The organism is Peteryoungia ipomoeae, assembly GCF_004912165.1.
GTDB classification, from domain to species: Bacteria; Pseudomonadota; Alphaproteobacteria; order Rhizobiales; family Rhizobiaceae; genus Allorhizobium; species Allorhizobium ipomoeae.
On record NZ_STGV01000009.1, the window covers coordinates 1 to 14,552 of the forward strand.

At 55.9% G+C, this 14,552-nt stretch carries 15 protein-coding genes and 2 pseudogenes; 12 read left to right on the forward strand and 5 right to left on the reverse strand.

Annotated features, from left to right (window positions below):
* Positions 1-81: 81 nt before the first annotated feature.
* Genes FAA97_RS19875 through FAA97_RS19890 form a run of 4 tightly spaced genes read left to right on the forward strand, consistent with a single transcriptional unit; the run spans position 82 to position 2,132 of the window.
* Positions 82-375, forward strand: coding sequence for a type II toxin-antitoxin system Phd/YefM family antitoxin (locus FAA97_RS19875; RefSeq protein ID WP_136600326.1), 294 nt, complete (start codon positions 82-84; stop codon positions 373-375).
* Positions 372-749, forward strand: coding sequence for a type II toxin-antitoxin system VapC family toxin (locus FAA97_RS19880; protein WP_136600327.1), 378 nt, complete (start codon positions 372-374; stop codon positions 747-749). The genes FAA97_RS19875 and FAA97_RS19880 overlap by 4 nt, the downstream gene beginning before the upstream one ends.
* 10 nt (positions 750-759) lie before the next feature.
* Complete coding sequence (locus FAA97_RS19885; RefSeq protein ID WP_136600328.1) at positions 760-1,008, forward strand: type II toxin-antitoxin system Phd/YefM family antitoxin; 249 nt, start codon at positions 760-762, stop codon at positions 1,006-1,008.
* The gene (locus tag FAA97_RS19890; RefSeq protein ID WP_136600329.1) at positions 1,005-2,132 is read left to right on the forward strand and encodes a tyrosine-type recombinase/integrase; all 1,128 of its coding nucleotides are present in this window, start codon (positions 1,005-1,007) and stop codon (positions 2,130-2,132) included. Before FAA97_RS19885 ends, FAA97_RS19890 begins: the two co-directional genes overlap by 4 nt.
* A 92-nt stretch (positions 2,133-2,224) precedes the next feature.
* On the opposite strand, the gene FAA97_RS19895 is transcribed toward FAA97_RS19890, so the two are convergent.
* Together FAA97_RS19895 and FAA97_RS19905 are read right to left on the reverse strand one after the other, a co-directional pair.
* Positions 2,225-2,443, reverse strand: coding sequence for a hypothetical protein (locus FAA97_RS19895; RefSeq protein WP_136600330.1), 219 nt, complete (start codon positions 2,441-2,443; stop codon positions 2,225-2,227).
* 147 nt (positions 2,444-2,590) lie between these two features.
* Positions 2,591-3,561, reverse strand: a pseudogene (locus FAA97_RS19905) (IS3 family transposase); the annotation flags it as partial.
* A 62-nt stretch (positions 3,562-3,623) separates the two neighbouring features.
* Between FAA97_RS19905 and FAA97_RS19910 the strand changes: the two are divergent.
* A complete protein-coding gene (locus FAA97_RS19910; RefSeq protein WP_136600331.1) occupies positions 3,624-4,643 on the forward strand; it encodes an IS110 family RNA-guided transposase in 1,020 nt (339 codons plus the stop codon).
* A 232-nt stretch (positions 4,644-4,875) separates the two neighbouring features.
* Here the strand turns inward: FAA97_RS19910 and FAA97_RS19915 are convergent.
* Together FAA97_RS19915 and FAA97_RS19920 are read right to left on the reverse strand one after the other, a co-directional pair.
* Positions 4,876-4,992, reverse strand: a pseudogene (locus FAA97_RS19915) (transposase); the annotation flags it as partial.
* Between the two features lie 140 nt (positions 4,993-5,132).
* The gene (locus FAA97_RS19920) at positions 5,133-5,837 is read right to left on the reverse strand and encodes a hypothetical protein (protein WP_136600332.1); all 705 of its coding nucleotides are present in this window, start codon (positions 5,835-5,837) and stop codon (positions 5,133-5,135) included.
* A gap of 245 nt (positions 5,838-6,082) precedes the next feature.
* Here FAA97_RS19920 and FAA97_RS19925 point away from each other — a divergent pair, with 245 nt between their 5' ends.
* The 6 genes from FAA97_RS19925 to FAA97_RS19950 all read left to right on the forward strand — a co-directional run bounded on the left by FAA97_RS19925 (position 6,083) and on the right by FAA97_RS19950 (position 12,310).
* Positions 6,083-6,547 (forward strand): hypothetical protein, encoded by a 465-nt coding sequence (locus FAA97_RS19925; protein ID WP_136600333.1) that lies wholly within the window; start codon positions 6,083-6,085, stop codon positions 6,545-6,547.
* A gap of 180 nt (positions 6,548-6,727) precedes the next feature.
* Positions 6,728-7,429 carry an ABC transporter ATP-binding protein gene (locus tag FAA97_RS19930; protein WP_136600334.1) on the forward strand — a complete coding sequence of 234 codons (702 nt, stop codon included), beginning with the start codon at positions 6,728-6,730 and terminating at the stop codon, positions 7,427-7,429.
* Positions 7,426-8,625, forward strand: a complete 1,200-nt coding sequence (locus FAA97_RS19935) for an ABC transporter permease (protein WP_136600335.1) — start codon at positions 7,426-7,428, stop codon at positions 8,623-8,625. Before FAA97_RS19930 ends, FAA97_RS19935 begins: the two co-directional genes overlap by 4 nt.
* The gene (locus FAA97_RS19940; protein WP_136600336.1) at positions 8,625-10,118 is read left to right on the forward strand and encodes a TolC family protein; all 1,494 of its coding nucleotides are present in this window, start codon (positions 8,625-8,627) and stop codon (positions 10,116-10,118) included. Before FAA97_RS19935 ends, FAA97_RS19940 begins: the two co-directional genes overlap by 1 nt.
* A 3-nt stretch (positions 10,119-10,121) precedes the next feature.
* Complete coding sequence (locus FAA97_RS19945) at positions 10,122-11,480, forward strand: efflux RND transporter periplasmic adaptor subunit (RefSeq protein WP_136600337.1); 1,359 nt, start codon at positions 10,122-10,124, stop codon at positions 11,478-11,480.
* Positions 11,481-11,755: 275 nt separating this feature from the next.
* Positions 11,756-12,310: a recombinase family protein gene (locus FAA97_RS19950; RefSeq protein WP_136600338.1), complete on the forward strand. Its 555-nt coding sequence runs from the start codon at positions 11,756-11,758 to the stop codon at positions 12,308-12,310.
* A 62-nt stretch (positions 12,311-12,372) separates the two neighbouring features.
* Here FAA97_RS19950 and FAA97_RS19955 read toward each other — a convergent pair whose 3' ends face one another.
* Complete coding sequence (locus FAA97_RS19955; protein ID WP_246041594.1) at positions 12,373-13,269, reverse strand: LysR family transcriptional regulator; 897 nt, start codon at positions 13,267-13,269, stop codon at positions 12,373-12,375.
* 95 nt (positions 13,270-13,364) lie between these two features.
* Here FAA97_RS19955 and FAA97_RS19960 point away from each other — a divergent pair, with 95 nt between their 5' ends.
* The gene (locus tag FAA97_RS19960; RefSeq protein WP_136600339.1) at positions 13,365-14,549 is read left to right on the forward strand and encodes an ABC transporter ATP-binding protein; all 1,185 of its coding nucleotides are present in this window, start codon (positions 13,365-13,367) and stop codon (positions 14,547-14,549) included.
* Positions 14,550-14,552 lie beyond the last annotated feature (3 nt).

The following is a 14,552-nucleotide window of genomic DNA, read 5'->3' on the forward strand; positions in this document are numbered from 1 at the left end:
GAAGGCTATCTGTACATCCGTGTTGTACGCTTCCGATTCCGGTGCTATCTTGCCGTGAAAGCACCAGAACCGGAGCCGACAATGCCCCAGACGCACTACAAGATCAGCGAGGCGCGCAAGAACTTCGCTGAGGTTCTCGATCGCGCCAATCAGGGCGAAGAGATCATCATCATGCGCGGCAATGAGATCTATGCCCGTATCGGTCCGGCAGATCCCGCCGGCAAAAGACCTTTCGGGCTCCTGGCGCGGCGCGGCCTTCCAGACGACCTGTTCGACGAGCATGATCCGCAACAGGCCGCAATCGATGCCGGCGACTGGAACGACGACGTCGGGGTCTTCCAAGGTGACGCGCGGAACGGGGACAAGCGCTCTTGAAGCTTCTTCTCGACAGTCATGCCGTCTACTGGTGGACGATCGGCAGTGCGCGACTTTCACCACATGCACGTTCCCTTATCGAGGACAAGAGTAACGCCGTTCTCGTCAGCGCCGTCTCCTTCTATGAGCTCGACAACAAGATGCGGCTGAAGAAGCTGGATCTCAAGCCGCAGGAACTGCGCGCCGCGATCACCTCCAGCGGCTTCCAGACACTCGCCATCAGTGACTTGCATGCGGAACTTGCGGCGGCCCTCGACTGGGAGCATCGGGACCCATGGGACCGGATCCTCGCTGCGCAGACACGGCTTGAGCATTGCGCACTGATCTCGACGGATGTGGTGTTCGATGTCGTCTTGCAGGACAGGGTCTGGTGAGGAGAAAACTGTGAGAGTTCTCGTTGACGTGACGGAAGCGGCAGAACGGCTTGAGGAGTTGGTTGAACTCTCATTGCGTGGCGATGAGATCATCATCTGCCGAAAGGAGATACCCGTCGCGATGGTAACGCCAATCGCTCAAAAGATCACCTCTCATGAGGATTTTCTCTCTCTGGCAGAGGAGGGGCGTAAAAATGTGCAGCCCGGCACAAGCTCCGACCATTCCGATTTTTACGACGAACACGGCCTGCCCAAATGAGTGCGGTTGATCGCCGCGTCAAAGATCTCGACACGATCGCCGCCGTTCTTCCAATGGAGCGCCGCGACGAGCTGGCCGAGCTATTGACCGACCAGGACGTCGAGACGCTGCGTCATCTGGTCAATGAGGGCATGGGTGCCAATACGCTTCGGGCGCTCACATCCGACCTGGCCTATCTGCAGGCCTGGTCGCTCGCTGCGACCGGCCGATCGCTCCCTTGGCCCGCACCGGAAGCGCTGCTTCTCAAGTTTGTCGCACATCATCTCTGGGATCCGGAAAAGCGTCTGACGGATCCGGGCCACGGCATGCCGGCTGACGTCGAGCATAAGCTCCGTCTCCAGGGATTGCTTCGAGTGCCCGGCCCGCATGCGCCTGACACCGTGCGGAGACGCCTTGCCACCTGGTCGACGCTGACGAAATGGCGCGGGCTCGAGGGTGTATTCAGCTCCCCTGCCCTCAAGTCCGCAATCCGCCTTGCTGTGCGCGCGACACCGCGGCCAAGGAAGCGGAAGAGCGCCAAGGCGGTCACGGGGGATATTTTGCTGAAAGTGATCGCCACCTGCACGACGGGAAGCCTGCGTGATGTCAGGGACCGCGCGATCTTGATGGTTGCCTTCGGCTCCGGTGGCCGGCGCCGCAGCGAGATTGCGGGCCTCAGGATCGAGCAGCTGCAGCCGGAAGCGCCGATCCCGATCGAAGGGGGGGCTCCCCTCCCCTCTCTCTCCATTCATCTCGGTCGCACCAAGACCAGCGGTGCCGACAATGATGAAGTCGTCTATCTCAGCGGTCGACCCGTTGATGCTCTGAACGCGTGGCTTGCGGCTGCAAAAATCGACAAGGGCAGTGTCTTCAGGGCGATTGATCGCTGGGGGAATGTTTCGCGCCGGCCGCTGGATCCCAAGGCCATCAATGACATTCTCAAGCAGCGCGCCAAAATGGCCGGGTTGGATCCTGGGGAGTTTTCCGCCCACGGGCTTCGCTCAGGCTATCTGACCGAAGCAGCAAATCGGGGCATACCCCTCCCCGAAGCCATGGAGCAGTCGCGGCATAGATCCGTTCAGCAGGCGTCGGAATACTACAATAGCGCCAGCAGGCGGAGCGGAAGGGCGGCACGGCTTCTCTAGCTCTGGCAGTGGTTCAGGACCCACTCCTCAATGCGTTATGCTGTTAGCGCTGTTCTGACAGCACGGTATTCAGGGCTTGACCGGTTCGGTGGTCACTGCAAAGCAGCAAGGCGCTCCGCCTCGGCCATCGCCGCAGCCTTGGTTCTGAATGGCCCGATATCGTGCTCCTCGGTATCTGGCAGCCATTTCGCCAGGAACCACCATCCGCCGGGGCGATAGCTGGAGTTGCTGCGAACCGACCCAATGTCCTTGGCAAAGAACCAGCCGGAATCAATTCCGTCCTGTTCCCAATTGATGCTTTTCTCAGTCATGGCGTACCCGTTGGTGGAGCTACCTAGCCATCTTATCCGGGCGATATGACCACGGCAACAACTGGTCGATCTGGCTGTTGGGATGGCCATTGACGATCTTGGTGATCAGGTAATCCTCCCCGTTTTAACGGGGTTCAGCGGTAGAATTCACGCGGCCATTTTCAGTTTCTGAGCGGGTGTAATGCCGCCAATGCCCATGTTGGGCCGTTCGTGGTTATACGTCCAAAGCCATTCAGTGGCGATCTCCTGCACCTCCGTTATGCTGTCAAAAATATACAGATCGAGCCATTCATGCCGAACAGTTCGGTTGTAGCGCTCGACATAGGCGTTCTGCTGAGGCTTGCCGGGCTGGATATAGTTCAATGCGATCCCTTGCTTCTCTGCCCATTCGACCAGCTTCGAACTGACGTACTCGGGACCGTTATCGACCCTGATTGCCAGTGGCTTGCCCCGCCATTCGATAATCTGGTTGAGGCTGCGCACGACCCGCTCGGCAGGCAGTGAGAAGTCAACCTCGATCCCCAGTCCCTCTCGATTGAAGTCGTCCAACACGTTCAGAAGCCTGAACTGGCGACCGTCCGCCAAGCGATCCGCCATGAAGTCCATCGACCAGACCACGTTCGGCGCATCGGGCACCGCCAGCTCCTCTGGCTTCTCGCGCTTCAGCCGCCGGCGGGGCTTGATCCTCAGGTTCAGCTCAAGCTCGCGGTAGATGCGGTAGACTCGTTTGTGGTTCCAGCGAAAGCCTTGGACATTGCGCATATGCAGGAAGCAGAGACCGCAGCCCCAGGTCTTCTTAACCTCCACAAGCCCAAGCAACAGATCGGCGATCTCATCGTTATCGGCATTGCGCTTTGGGCTATACCGAAAACAGGTCTCGCTGACGCCAAATGTCCTGCATGCTAGCGCGACACTCACGCCGCGTTGCGCCACTGCTTTCTCGGCCAGCTCTCGGCGCTGAGATGGCCGCCTCATTTTTTTCCGAGAGCCTCCTTCAGCAGATCCGCCTGCATGCTCAAATCTGCATACATCCGCTTCAATCGGCGGCTCTCGTCCTCAAGAGCCTTCATCTGGCTGATCATCGAGGCGTCCATGCCGCCATACTTCGAACGCCACTTAATGGGATGGACTGTTCCCCCACCCCGCAGTCAAACTGGTCGCGCCAACGAAGGAGGTTGTCATGGCAAACGTTGCGGTTCTGGGAATTGATATCGCCAAGAATGTGTTCCAGCTTCATGGCGTGGGCGCCGATGGTCAGGTTGTCCTGAGACGACGTGTGATGCGCGATCAACTGCTTCAGGTGACCGAGGCTATGCCGCCTTGCTTGATCGGGATCGAAGCTTGCACGGGTGCCTTTCACTGGCAGCGGCATTTTGAGTCTCAGGGGCATACTGTGAAGATCATTGCACCGCAGTATGTGAAGCCTTTTTTGAAGGGCCAGAAAAATGACGGCAACGATGCCCAGGCAATATGCATTGCCGTTCAACAGCCACACATGCGCTTCGTACCGAAGAAATCGATCATCCAGCAGGACATCCAAGGCCTCCACCGTGCTCGGCAGAGATTGGTCAATCATCGTGTCGCCCTGATCTCGCAGATGCGAGGTTTGCTTCTCGAGCGTGGTGTAGCGATCGCAAAGTCGGCTTCGATCGCCCAGCGAACGATACCGGAGATCATCAATAATCCAAGGATCGACATCACCGAGCTGACCCGCGATATCATCGGCACGCTCCATGCATTCCTTTTGCAGCTCAACGAAAAGATCAAATACTTCGACAAGCAGATCGAAGCCGTCTTCCGCGAGAGCGATGTTTGTCAGCGTATCGCCAAAATACGTGGCGTCGGCCCGAAGACTGCGACGGCAGTGGTCGCGGCTGTTGGTGATGGAGCAGACTTTAAGAATGGCCGACATCTGGCCGCCTGGATGGGCTTGGTGCCGCGACAGCATTCCAGCGGCGATCGACGCGTACTGCTTGGCATCAGCAAACGAGGCAGTCAGCATCTGCGAACACTTCTGGTCCACGGCGGAAGGTCAGTGGTGCGAACGGCGCAACGAAAATCTGACCCTGCGAGCGAATGGGTCAACGAGCTTAGGGAAAGGCGTGGTTACAACCGCGCAGCGGTTGCTGTCGCCAATAAGAACGCAAGGGTGATCTGGGCCTTGCTTCAGCACGGTGGCGAGTACCGAGCCAATCCCTGAGAGCAGGCATGCGAATTGCAGGCTGAAGGTTGAAATGGAATGAACGGTCGGACCGGCACATACGGAACCTGTCTTTTATAATGGCCGACAAGGTCTCCCATTTGTTGAGGCGTATGTGTGCGGATACCCCATTTGGGCGCTTCGAAAATGATGACGCCGTATAGATGTTTGCAATCGACCCGCGTCAAACCGCTTCAACATCAAGCTTGCAACGGGGGAACAGTCCATAGATATAAAAACTGGCACTGCTGATGCCGTGCTCCCGGCAAAGCTCAGGAACTGGCACGCCCCCTTCCGCCTGGCGCAGGATGGCAAGGATTTGCGGTTCGCTAAATCGGCTCTTCTTCATCGAAATCTCCTCGAGCATCAAGCCTGAGAAAATTCTACTTTTGAAGCCCCTTATTCGCGGGGAGGATTACCCGCCACAATCGGCTGATTTCACTCAACTCTTTTTCGGTCAGGCTCTTAAGGAGTGTGGACGAACCTCAATTACCAAGTGAAATAGATGAATTTACTGCCATTCTGTCCGATGGCTGCAAATTTTCCCGTCTCCTTGTCATAGAGAACGCCGTCTCTTGATTCAGTGTGTTGCTCACGAAATTGCTGCGCGCCGGAATTATCGAACTGCACGTTTACCTCGGCATGCCCATCACTGTAGCGATTGAGCGTCATCGTCATCCCTTCGCTGAAACCGAGTTCTGATATGTCAGTTTCCTGGATGGTTCCATTTTGGAAAGCCGCCAGCATCGTCTTGTTCCGCAGTGTAGACTGATCTTGTTTCAGTCCATCGATCGTAGACTGCCTGTACGCTGCGTCTGTCATTACCTGACCCACGCCGGCGAATGTTTCCGTGCTCTCACCGTTGCCATATTGGGTCTTTGTGAATGTACCGTTCAGCGCAAACCACTGGCTATCTCCATCGAATTCTGAAAGCGAGCGGCCAGTATCGTTCGGCAGCTTGATTTCTTCGACTTCAACCTTTTCGCCAGCGGCCTCAGCGTCCTGCTTCATACGCTGGGTGATCTCGATGATTTTGCCGATCGCGTTACCAGCCTTGAAGACGTCGTCTGTATGGCCTGTTGCGATAGAAAGGATCGTGGTTGCCGCGGATGAGGAATCTGTTGAACTGGCTCCTGACGTCCCGAACAACATAGCAACCGAACTGCTAGAAATACCACTTGTTGATGCAATCATAACGCGTTCCCCGGCTAGAATATTCTCCCCGGATCATTCGGGTCCCGCCAATCGCAGGGCGGCGTCATGCCTAAATCGAGGCTAGGCCTTATTTCTGAACATTTCGTTAAATTCAACCTATGAAGGTATTAATTTTCATTAGGTAAATTTTTCGGTGCGCAAGGTAAAATTGTATGTGGATTTCTCGCGGCAACAAGGGGAGGATGCCGGTGCGCGGATAGCGTGCATACAATAAGGAGATAGTTGTGAAATTTCTTTCGAAACTGCTTACCTTTTCAGCGGCATATTTGATTGGGACGATCGCCTCGGCCAACGCTGCTGATCTCACCGTCAACGTATCGACCGGCCCGACTAACAACGCAACCTCAGGAACAACCTGGAGCATCGATTCTCGCACCTGCACGGGATGCACGGCTTCCACAACACTTTCGATCCCGAAAAATTCCACTAGGACCAATACCGCTGACGCCACAATTGGCGCTTCGGAAATGACGTACACATTTAGCTATTATAACTATTTTGGAACCTCCTGGCAAAAGAAGGGATGTGATTTCAGCGTCACTTTGCTCCTTGATGGCGCAGGAAATGTAACAGGCATCAGTAGTTTCGATGCGATACAGAAGACTGGACTGTCAGTTTGCTCCGGACCTGCTCCATCTCTCAGCGGAGCTGGCCAAGTGATCTGGAATGTATATGTCAATGCGAGCTAATCAGCTTTCATTTATGGAGGGCGCGCTCCAGCGCCCTCCTGTCTACAGGTTTGCATCGCTCAACCGTGGCTCCCTCCAATGTGCTCACCTGCCGCTCACATTTGCCTTAAATTGCAGATCGGCGTTCCACATCAAAATCACAGCCTTTTTCAGGAGGCGATTTGACCTAGGAATCTATAAGTGCTGAGCGTAGACAATCTGCGAAAGGAGTACCGTGGAGGTGGGGTTGGCCAACAGGTAGCTCTCAACTGCGTTAACTTGCACGCAGGCCATGGTGAATTCTGTGCGCTATCAGGCCCGTCAGGCTCAGGCAAGACGACGCTGATGAACCTCGTAGGATTGCTGGATCGCCCTACAGCCGGACGTATCCGTATCCTCGGCATGCCGACGGACGATCTGGTCGATGATCAGATAGCAGAATTGCGCAGCCGCTACATTGGTTTCGTCTTTCAGTCATTCCACCTCCTACCCCGCTTCACCGCACTCGACAATGTAGGCCTGCCGCTCATTTACCGCGGAATCGGTAAACAGCAGCGCCGTACCATGGCGGCACTTGCGCTGCGGGAGGTTGGACTTGCTGATCGCATGATGCACCGGCCGGACGAGCTTTCCGGCGGCCAACGGCAACGTGTCGCGATTGCGCGGGCTCTCGTGGGCAGTCCGTCACTGCTGCTCGCTGATGAACCGACAGGCAATCTCGATAGTCGCTCTGCCGAGGCCATCATATCTCTGCTCAAGAAGCTGAACGAGGAGCGCGGCCTGACCATCATCATCGTGACCCATGACCCACAGATCGCCGCGCGGTGCCCACGTCGGATATTGATGCGAGACGGTCAAATAGTGGAGGATTCCGCGTCTGCACGATTGCCGGTCAGCACATGATTGTGGGCGTATCCGACAGAACGGTGGAGATCATCCGTGCAACGATCGCGGATATACGTCTGGTGAAAGGCCGTGCCGTTTTAGCGGTCATAGGGATCGCCATTGGCACCGCCGCCGTGGTTGCGACGTTGCATGTCGGACACAATGCCAGCCGTGAGGCATTGCGACAATTCGTGGCTCTTGGAACTGATCTGGTAACGATGGAGCTACAACCCTCAGGCAGCGCCGCTCCCGAGGTCAGGATTGGTTACGTACTTGATTTGCCTAAAAAGGGCCTCGGCATCTCGAACGTATCGGCCATTGTACAGACTGGGGGAAGCATCCGAGCGAGACGATCCAACGTTCAGGCGAACATACTTGCGGCAACAGATGGCATCTATGCGCTTGCAAAGGGAAAGCTCGCCTATGGGCGCTTCACTTCTGATCTGGATGGCTTCTCTTCTTTCGCTGTCCTCGGCGCCGAAATAGCCTCCAGTCTCCAAGGTCCGGCCAAGGACCAGATTGCCATGGGAGAACGGGTCAATTTCAACGGCCAGACCTTTACCGTCATTGGTATCCTAGAGGATACGCCACCCAACCTATTACTGAACCTCGAACTTAACCGCTCCGTGATTATTCCGTTTGCCGCAGCACGGCGCGTTACTTCGCAAGTGGCGATCTCCCAGGTCGCAGGCCGGCTATCCTCAGGTGCAAATGACGAGAAAACGGCCGAGGCCGTTGCCAAATATTTCGAACCTCTGGTCACGAACGGCTTCATGCATGTTGCGACCGCACGCCAGTTGATCGCCAGTATCGAGCATCAGATGAGGATCTACGCCACCTTGATCCTCGGGATCGGTGCGGTGTCTCTGGTGGTCGGCGGCGTCGGCATCATGAACGTGATGCTGATGAGCGTGATGGAGCGCCGCCAGGAAATCGGCTTACGCTTAGCGATTGGCGCTAGGCGCAATGATATCCGCCTCATGTTCCTTTGTGAGACCATCATCCTGGCCACGATTGGCAGTGCACTCGGAACTATGCTCGGCTATCTCGCTGGATGGCTATTCGCCAACGGTTCGGACTGGCAGTTCGAACCCGCACCACTCGCTGTCCCACTGGGAGCAGGCATGGCGCTTGTCGTGGGTCTATTCTTCGGAGTCTACCCGGCATTTCTTGCCTCGCGCCTTGACCCTGTCGTCGCCTTGAGGAGTGAGTGATGAAATCACCGCAATTATCTTTCATGGCGTTCTCTTGTGTTTTGGCGATGACTTACAGCGCGGCGGCCGAAACGAAAATTCCTATCCCGCCCCCTCGTCCAGACTACATACCGCAAGCCGCAGCCCTGCGACCAATGACACAGCGCACCAGGCTTGAGGGCGCACAGATGACACTTGCCGACGCGATATTCCTCGGCCTTCGTAACAACCGAAGCATCAGAAGCGCCTATATCGAACGTGTCGCCCAAAAATTTGATCTGCGGGTTGCCGAAGACCGGTTTCGTCCTCAGTTTTCGGTTTCGGGAGAAATCGCGCGTCAGCGGATCGGCGATGTCACCAGTACCACGATCGATGTCTCGCCTGGTGTGTCACTCAAGACGAAGACCGGCGCCATCTTCGATTTCGGATGGAGCAACTCGGCATCAATTGAAGATGGTGGCCGCACACTGACCTCCGCAGCCGAAGTTTCCTTGGAACAGCCATTGCTGCGTGGCGCAGGGGTGAAAGTGAACATGGCGCCGGTGCAACAAGCTCGGCTCGGAGAAAAGATCAATCAGCTTCGACTGAACGCAACGGTCGCCGAGACAATCGGTAGCATTATCTTCGCTCATCGCGAGCTGCTGCTGGCGCAGGAGGAGCTGAAACTTGCGGAGGACGCAGTTTCGAGAGGGGAGGAGTTACTGAACAATAATGCAGCTTTGATTGTCTCCGGCCGAATGGCGGCAATGGATGCTGTGCAGACCGAAGCAGACGTGGAAAGTCAGCGGTTGCGGGTGTTACGGGCACGACAACAGATTGAAGCTGCACGGCTTTCGCTTCTCAATCTCCTCAGCCTGGATCTCGGTACGAACATCGTCGCGAAGGAAGGCCTCGCACTAAAGAGGATTGACACCAATCTTGACCGACTGATCCCCTTGGCTCTCTCGAAAAGGCAAGACTACCAGGGACAGCTGTATGTGATTGAGCAAAATCGCCTGGGTATCACCGTTGCGAAGAACGAACAGCTCTGGGATATCTCACTATTCGCGAGGGGCCGGCTCGGTGGAGAATTTGCGAGTGGCACTTCTACTCAGCCGATTTCAGACATAAGCGGTGGCCTGCGCTTCACCTTTCCGATTAACGACCTTTCGCGGCAACAGCAGCTCGTTCAGGCAGACACAACGTATCGTGGTTCAGAGCTGCAATTGGAAGAAATCCGTGCAGGCGTCGAAACGCAGATCCGCGTGAGCGCTGCCGAAGTACGGCTGCTATGGCAGCAACTTGCGAGCGCTGAGAAATCGCGTGATCTGGCCGCACGTGCCATCGACATCGAAAAGGTGAAACTGAACGCCGGCCGCTCCACCACCTTCCAGGTTCGATCCTTGGAAGACAATCTGCGCAATGCGGAAAATCAGCTTCTTGCCGCAAGGATCGGCTATCTCAATGCCTTGACACGGCTTGACCTTCAACTGGGCACAACGCTGGACACCTGGCGCGTTCATTTGAAAAGCTGACCCATGACGAAACTGACAAGCGACCCAATGCCCGAAACACGAACGCCGTTTAGCAATCACGACCAGGATTCTCACCCCTCCCGAGCAGAACGCTCATGGCGAGCGATCCTTTGGTCAGCGATTGCTGCTGCTAGTGTGGCGCTTGCGCTAGGTGCCGGTGCCTTCTTATGGCAGGTAAATGGCGCCCCTCCTGCAAGCGTTCTGGAAAAAGCTGTTCCGACAGAGCAAACGATTATCGTCCAGCCACAGTCTATAGTGCAGCACCTCGACATCACCGGGACTATTGGGGCCGGCAAGGCAATCGCAATCGTAGCCCCATTCGATGGAGTAATCCGAGAAAAGCGGGTTCAACTCGGCGATCACGTCGATGTCGGTGATGTGCTGGTCGTCATGGACACCAGCGAGATCGCAAGTCGCTACCGCGATGCTCAGTCGTCGTATATCAAGGCGGCCATTGCTGCCGACGCACTTGCCAATTGGGAGAGCAGCCCGGACGTGCTGCGCGCGCGCCGATCGCTTGAGGCGGCCGAAGTTTCCTTGTCCATGCTTGATCGGCAAGTCAATGAACTGAAGTCCCTTCTGGACCAGGGTATCGTGTCACGAAGTGAATACGAAGGGCTGGTTCAGCAGCGCGATGCGCAGCGAAACACAGTCGCTGGTGCAAAAGACGACCTGACAGCAACTCTGATGCGCGGGAACGACGACAATCGCCAGCTCGTCATGTTGGAACTTGAAAATGCGCAGAGTCGACTCAGCGATTTGAAGCAGCAGATGGCTGGTGCAAAGGTAGCCACAGCCGTGGCGGGCATACTGACAAGGCCGCCAGTCAACGAGAGTGGAGACACCCCGCTCGCAACAGAGCCCGGGGCAAGCGTCACACGAGGAGCGGCACTCTTTTCCGTCGCCGACACCAGTACATTTCTCGTCACTGGCTCCGTTGACGAAATCGACGTCAATCGGGTGAAGTTGGGCCAAAGAGTCAGTGTTACCAGTGACGCCTTCCCCGACCATGCGATCGAGGGGCAGGTTGTAAATGTCAGTGCGGAAGCGGCAGGGCCAGGTAACAGCGGTCGTCCACCTTCCTTCGACATCAGAGCGTCGTTCGTGGTCGAAGACAAAGCACTGCGTCAAGCAATACGTATCGGTATGTCGGCCAGAATGACAATCGAGACCTACTCAAACGAGGCAGCGCTTATCGTGCCACCATCACTGATAATCCGGAGCGAAGCTGGACCTCAAGTCAAGCTGCAGCAACACGGCCAGAGTGTATTGCAGCCTGTCCTGCTCGGGACAACCTTTCCAGAAGGGGTCGAGATTGTATCAGGGCTATCCGCCGGTGATATTCTGATTGCATCTCAATAGAACAGTATCAGATTAAGGCCAGTTGCCAGAGAGCCCGACAAGGGCCGGAAGTCGTCCGCTTCTGGATCCCTCCAGCATCTGCCGCGCAGTGTTCTCGATATGAAATCCAACAATTGATGTTCTCTGAACACGGTGGATGCTGACGTCACCAATGTTCCGGTGGAGTATACCCGTTGAGACGATTTCCGCGAGACGGTAACGAGCGTATCATTTGGGTTGATTTTGCCGCTGTGAGACGCTACCCAATGAAGATCTAGAACCTAATGAGACGTTTCATGGCGATTTATGGGTATGCTCGGGTCAGCACGGTCGATCAAGATTTGGCGATCCAAGAGGCTACTCTAAAGGCGGCCGGGTGCACAGTTATCCGCGCAGAGAAGAAATCAGGATCGAGCAAGCAGGATCGGAAGGAGCTTAACACGCTTCTGGAATTCATGCGCGACGGCGACTGCCTAGTGGTAACGCGGGTCGACCGGCTGGCGCGATCAGTTGGGGATCTGCAAGACATCGTACGGATGCTGAAACAGAAGGGTGTAACCCTGAAGGCAACGGAACAGCCGATCGACACCAGCTCTGCGGCTGGCAAAGCATTCCTCGATATGCTTGGCGTGTTCGCTGAGTTCGAAACAAACCTTCGCAGAGAGCGGCAAATGGAAGGCATCGCCGCAGCAAAAAGCAGAGGGGTGTACAAAGGCAGGAAGCCCCATGTCGACGTTGCTGAGATCCGCCGTCTTAGATCCGAAGGGATCGGACCAACAGAGATCGCTAAGAAGCTGACCATAGGTCGGGCAAGCGTTTATCGTGCCCTCAGAGAAACCGCACGCTCTTAGGACCAGATGGCTGCTTTGCGCCAAAGCTGTCGTGGCGCACGCCATGACCCATTTGGCCCGGTTCAGAGCTGTATTGCTTCGAAAGCGCTAATTAGCGGGCTAGAACGTCCGGAGAGATGGAACACATGTTCTGGATGCCCTTGTTCGAATTCTATAACTCGAAGTTTACGTACCTTATCCTGACGGCTCGATCCAAACTCCCACATGAACCCCACCCCCAATCCATTCGCTGCTGCTTCGTAAACACCGTCGCGTGTGTCGAGCATCATCATCGGTACAGGCGACAACTTTGCACTCTTGAAACCTTGGTCAACGACTTTTTGAGTGGACGATGTCTGAGTACGAAAAATCAGCGGGTGGCGCAGAAGCTCGGCACAGTGCGTCTGTGTGGACCGGGCCAAAGGTGAATCCTCCGCTACAATAGCAACGACATCCTGTTTTAGGCAGACCTTGCGTACGAAACGTCCGTCGTCGGGAACATTCGGTAGCACACCGACGTCAACACGCTGTTCCATCACCGCCTTCAGGACCGTGGCCCATGAGCCAAGCTCGACCTGCACCTGGACACCCGGTAGCCGGCGGCGAAATTCGCGAATAAGAGCCATGCCAGGCATCGAGTTTCCGATGCCGATCCGAAACTTTCCGGTTTCGAGGTTAGCGTGTTGCTCCAGGACGCGAAACGCCTCTGCCGCGAAACGTTCAGATTCTGACGTGAGTCGATAGAGTTCTGCGCACAGCGCAGTTTGAACAAGACCGCGCCCTTGCCGTTCAAAGAGGGTGATTTTCGCCGCCTGCTCTATTTCGCGGACAGCCTGCGTGATGGCGGGCTGAGAAAGACCCAGTTTTGTTGCCGCAGCGGAAAAGCTACCAGTCTCCATTACCGCGTTGAAGGCCCGAATCCTTGGGCTTGTAAGATACATATCTGGCTCCTGCTCTTTAATTTTGATCGCGGAAGACATGAGCGCTTCTAAAAGCAAAGCTTATAGATGTCACGTACCTGTTGTTGTCGCCCCCTAAAAGCGCCTCAATAAACTTACCTGAACAGGGGGCTGACATGGCTACAATCGAGCTGCGTGACATCAAGAAGGCGTTTGCGAAGACAGATGTCCTTAAAGGGGTCAATCTGCGCATCGGCGATGGCGAGTTCGTTTCTCTCGTTGGTCCATCAGGATGTGGAAAATCAACTCTGCTGAGAATTATTGCTGGGCTTGAAGACCAGACCTCGGGTGATGTCTTGATCGGCGGCAAGAGCGTAGTCGGCGTCCGTCCAAGTGCGCGAGATCTCGCCATGGTCTTCCAGTCGTACGCCCTGTACCCGCACCTATCCGTCGAGGAGAACATGATGACTCCGCTGCGTCTCCGTGACCTTAACGCAACTGAACGGTTGCCATTGATTGGGCCGCTGCTGCCGAGCCATCGCCGGAAACTCAACGCGATCAAATCCGCTGTAGCCGAGACAGCCGCAACGCTCAAAATAACGCCACTACTTCATAGGAAGCCTGGACAGTTATCGGGCGGTCAGCGTCAACGCGTGGCGCTTGGCCGGGCAATGGTTAGGAAACCCGTTGCTTTCCTTATGGACGAGCCGCTTTCCAACCTCGACGCTGCTCTACGTGTGCACATGCGGTCGGAGCTGTCCGAGCTTCACCGGGCACTGGGTTCTACTTTCATTTATGTCACCCACGATCAAGCCGAAGCGTTGACCATGTCAGATCGCATCGCGGTCATGATGGGCGGCGAAATTCTTCAGTTTGCTACACCGGATCAAGTGTACGACGACCCTCAGGACCTCCGCGTGGCGGAATTTATCGGTAGCCCGAAGATCAACATTCTTCCAGCTAGAGTCGATTCAACGGGACAAATCAATGCCCCCGGCGTGCAGGTTCGTCAAAGTCTCTATGCAACCTCTCAAGACATCAACGTAGCTGTGAGATCGGAGCACCTCAGGCTTTGCGAGGCAGACGAGGTCGGGCTTCCCGGGAGGATCATCCATAAGGAAAACCTCGGGTCCGACGTGTTCCTACATGCGAGCGTCACGGACATGGGTTCTGCAACCGGTCGCAGGATCGTGGTGCGGCTGGCTAGGGAAGGAGCCCGACGGCTGCACATAGGCTCATCGGTCAGCATCGGTTTGACGGGTGAGGGGGTTATGGCATTCGCTGCAGATAACTCACGTCTGCCTTCTCGCCCCAATGGCACGTCCAAGGAAATCGGCAAAGCAGTAGCGGTGGGAGCTTAGTGG

What these genes read in the sequence shown, in the direction of transcription:
- FAA97_RS19875 (WP_136600326.1), top strand. Translation starts at nt 82, where the DNA reads ATGCCCCAGACGCACTACAAGATCAGCGAGGCGCGCAAGAACTTCGCT.
- FAA97_RS19890 (WP_136600329.1), top strand. Translation starts at nt 1,005, where the DNA reads ATGAGTGCGGTTGATCGCCGCGTCAAAGATCTCGACACGATCGCCGCC.
- FAA97_RS19895 (WP_136600330.1), bottom strand. Translation starts at nt 2,443, where the DNA reads ATGACTGAGAAAAGCATCAATTGGGAACAGGACGGAATTGATTCCGGC.
- FAA97_RS19910 (WP_136600331.1), top strand. Translation starts at nt 3,624, where the DNA reads ATGGCAAACGTTGCGGTTCTGGGAATTGATATCGCCAAGAATGTGTTC.
- FAA97_RS19920 (WP_136600332.1), bottom strand. Translation starts at nt 5,837, where the DNA reads ATGATTGCATCAACAAGTGGTATTTCTAGCAGTTCGGTTGCTATGTTG.
- FAA97_RS19935 (WP_136600335.1), top strand. Translation starts at nt 7,426, where the DNA reads ATGATTGTGGGCGTATCCGACAGAACGGTGGAGATCATCCGTGCAACG.
- FAA97_RS19940 (WP_136600336.1), top strand. Translation starts at nt 8,625, where the DNA reads ATGAAATCACCGCAATTATCTTTCATGGCGTTCTCTTGTGTTTTGGCG.
- FAA97_RS19945 (WP_136600337.1), top strand. Translation starts at nt 10,122, where the DNA reads ATGACGAAACTGACAAGCGACCCAATGCCCGAAACACGAACGCCGTTT.
- FAA97_RS19950 (WP_136600338.1), top strand. Translation starts at nt 11,756, where the DNA reads ATGGCGATTTATGGGTATGCTCGGGTCAGCACGGTCGATCAAGATTTG.
- FAA97_RS19955 (WP_246041594.1), bottom strand. Translation starts at nt 13,269, where the DNA reads ATGTCTTCCGCGATCAAAATTAAAGAGCAGGAGCCAGATATGTATCTT.
- FAA97_RS19960 (WP_136600339.1), top strand. Translation starts at nt 13,365, where the DNA reads ATGGCTACAATCGAGCTGCGTGACATCAAGAAGGCGTTTGCGAAGACA.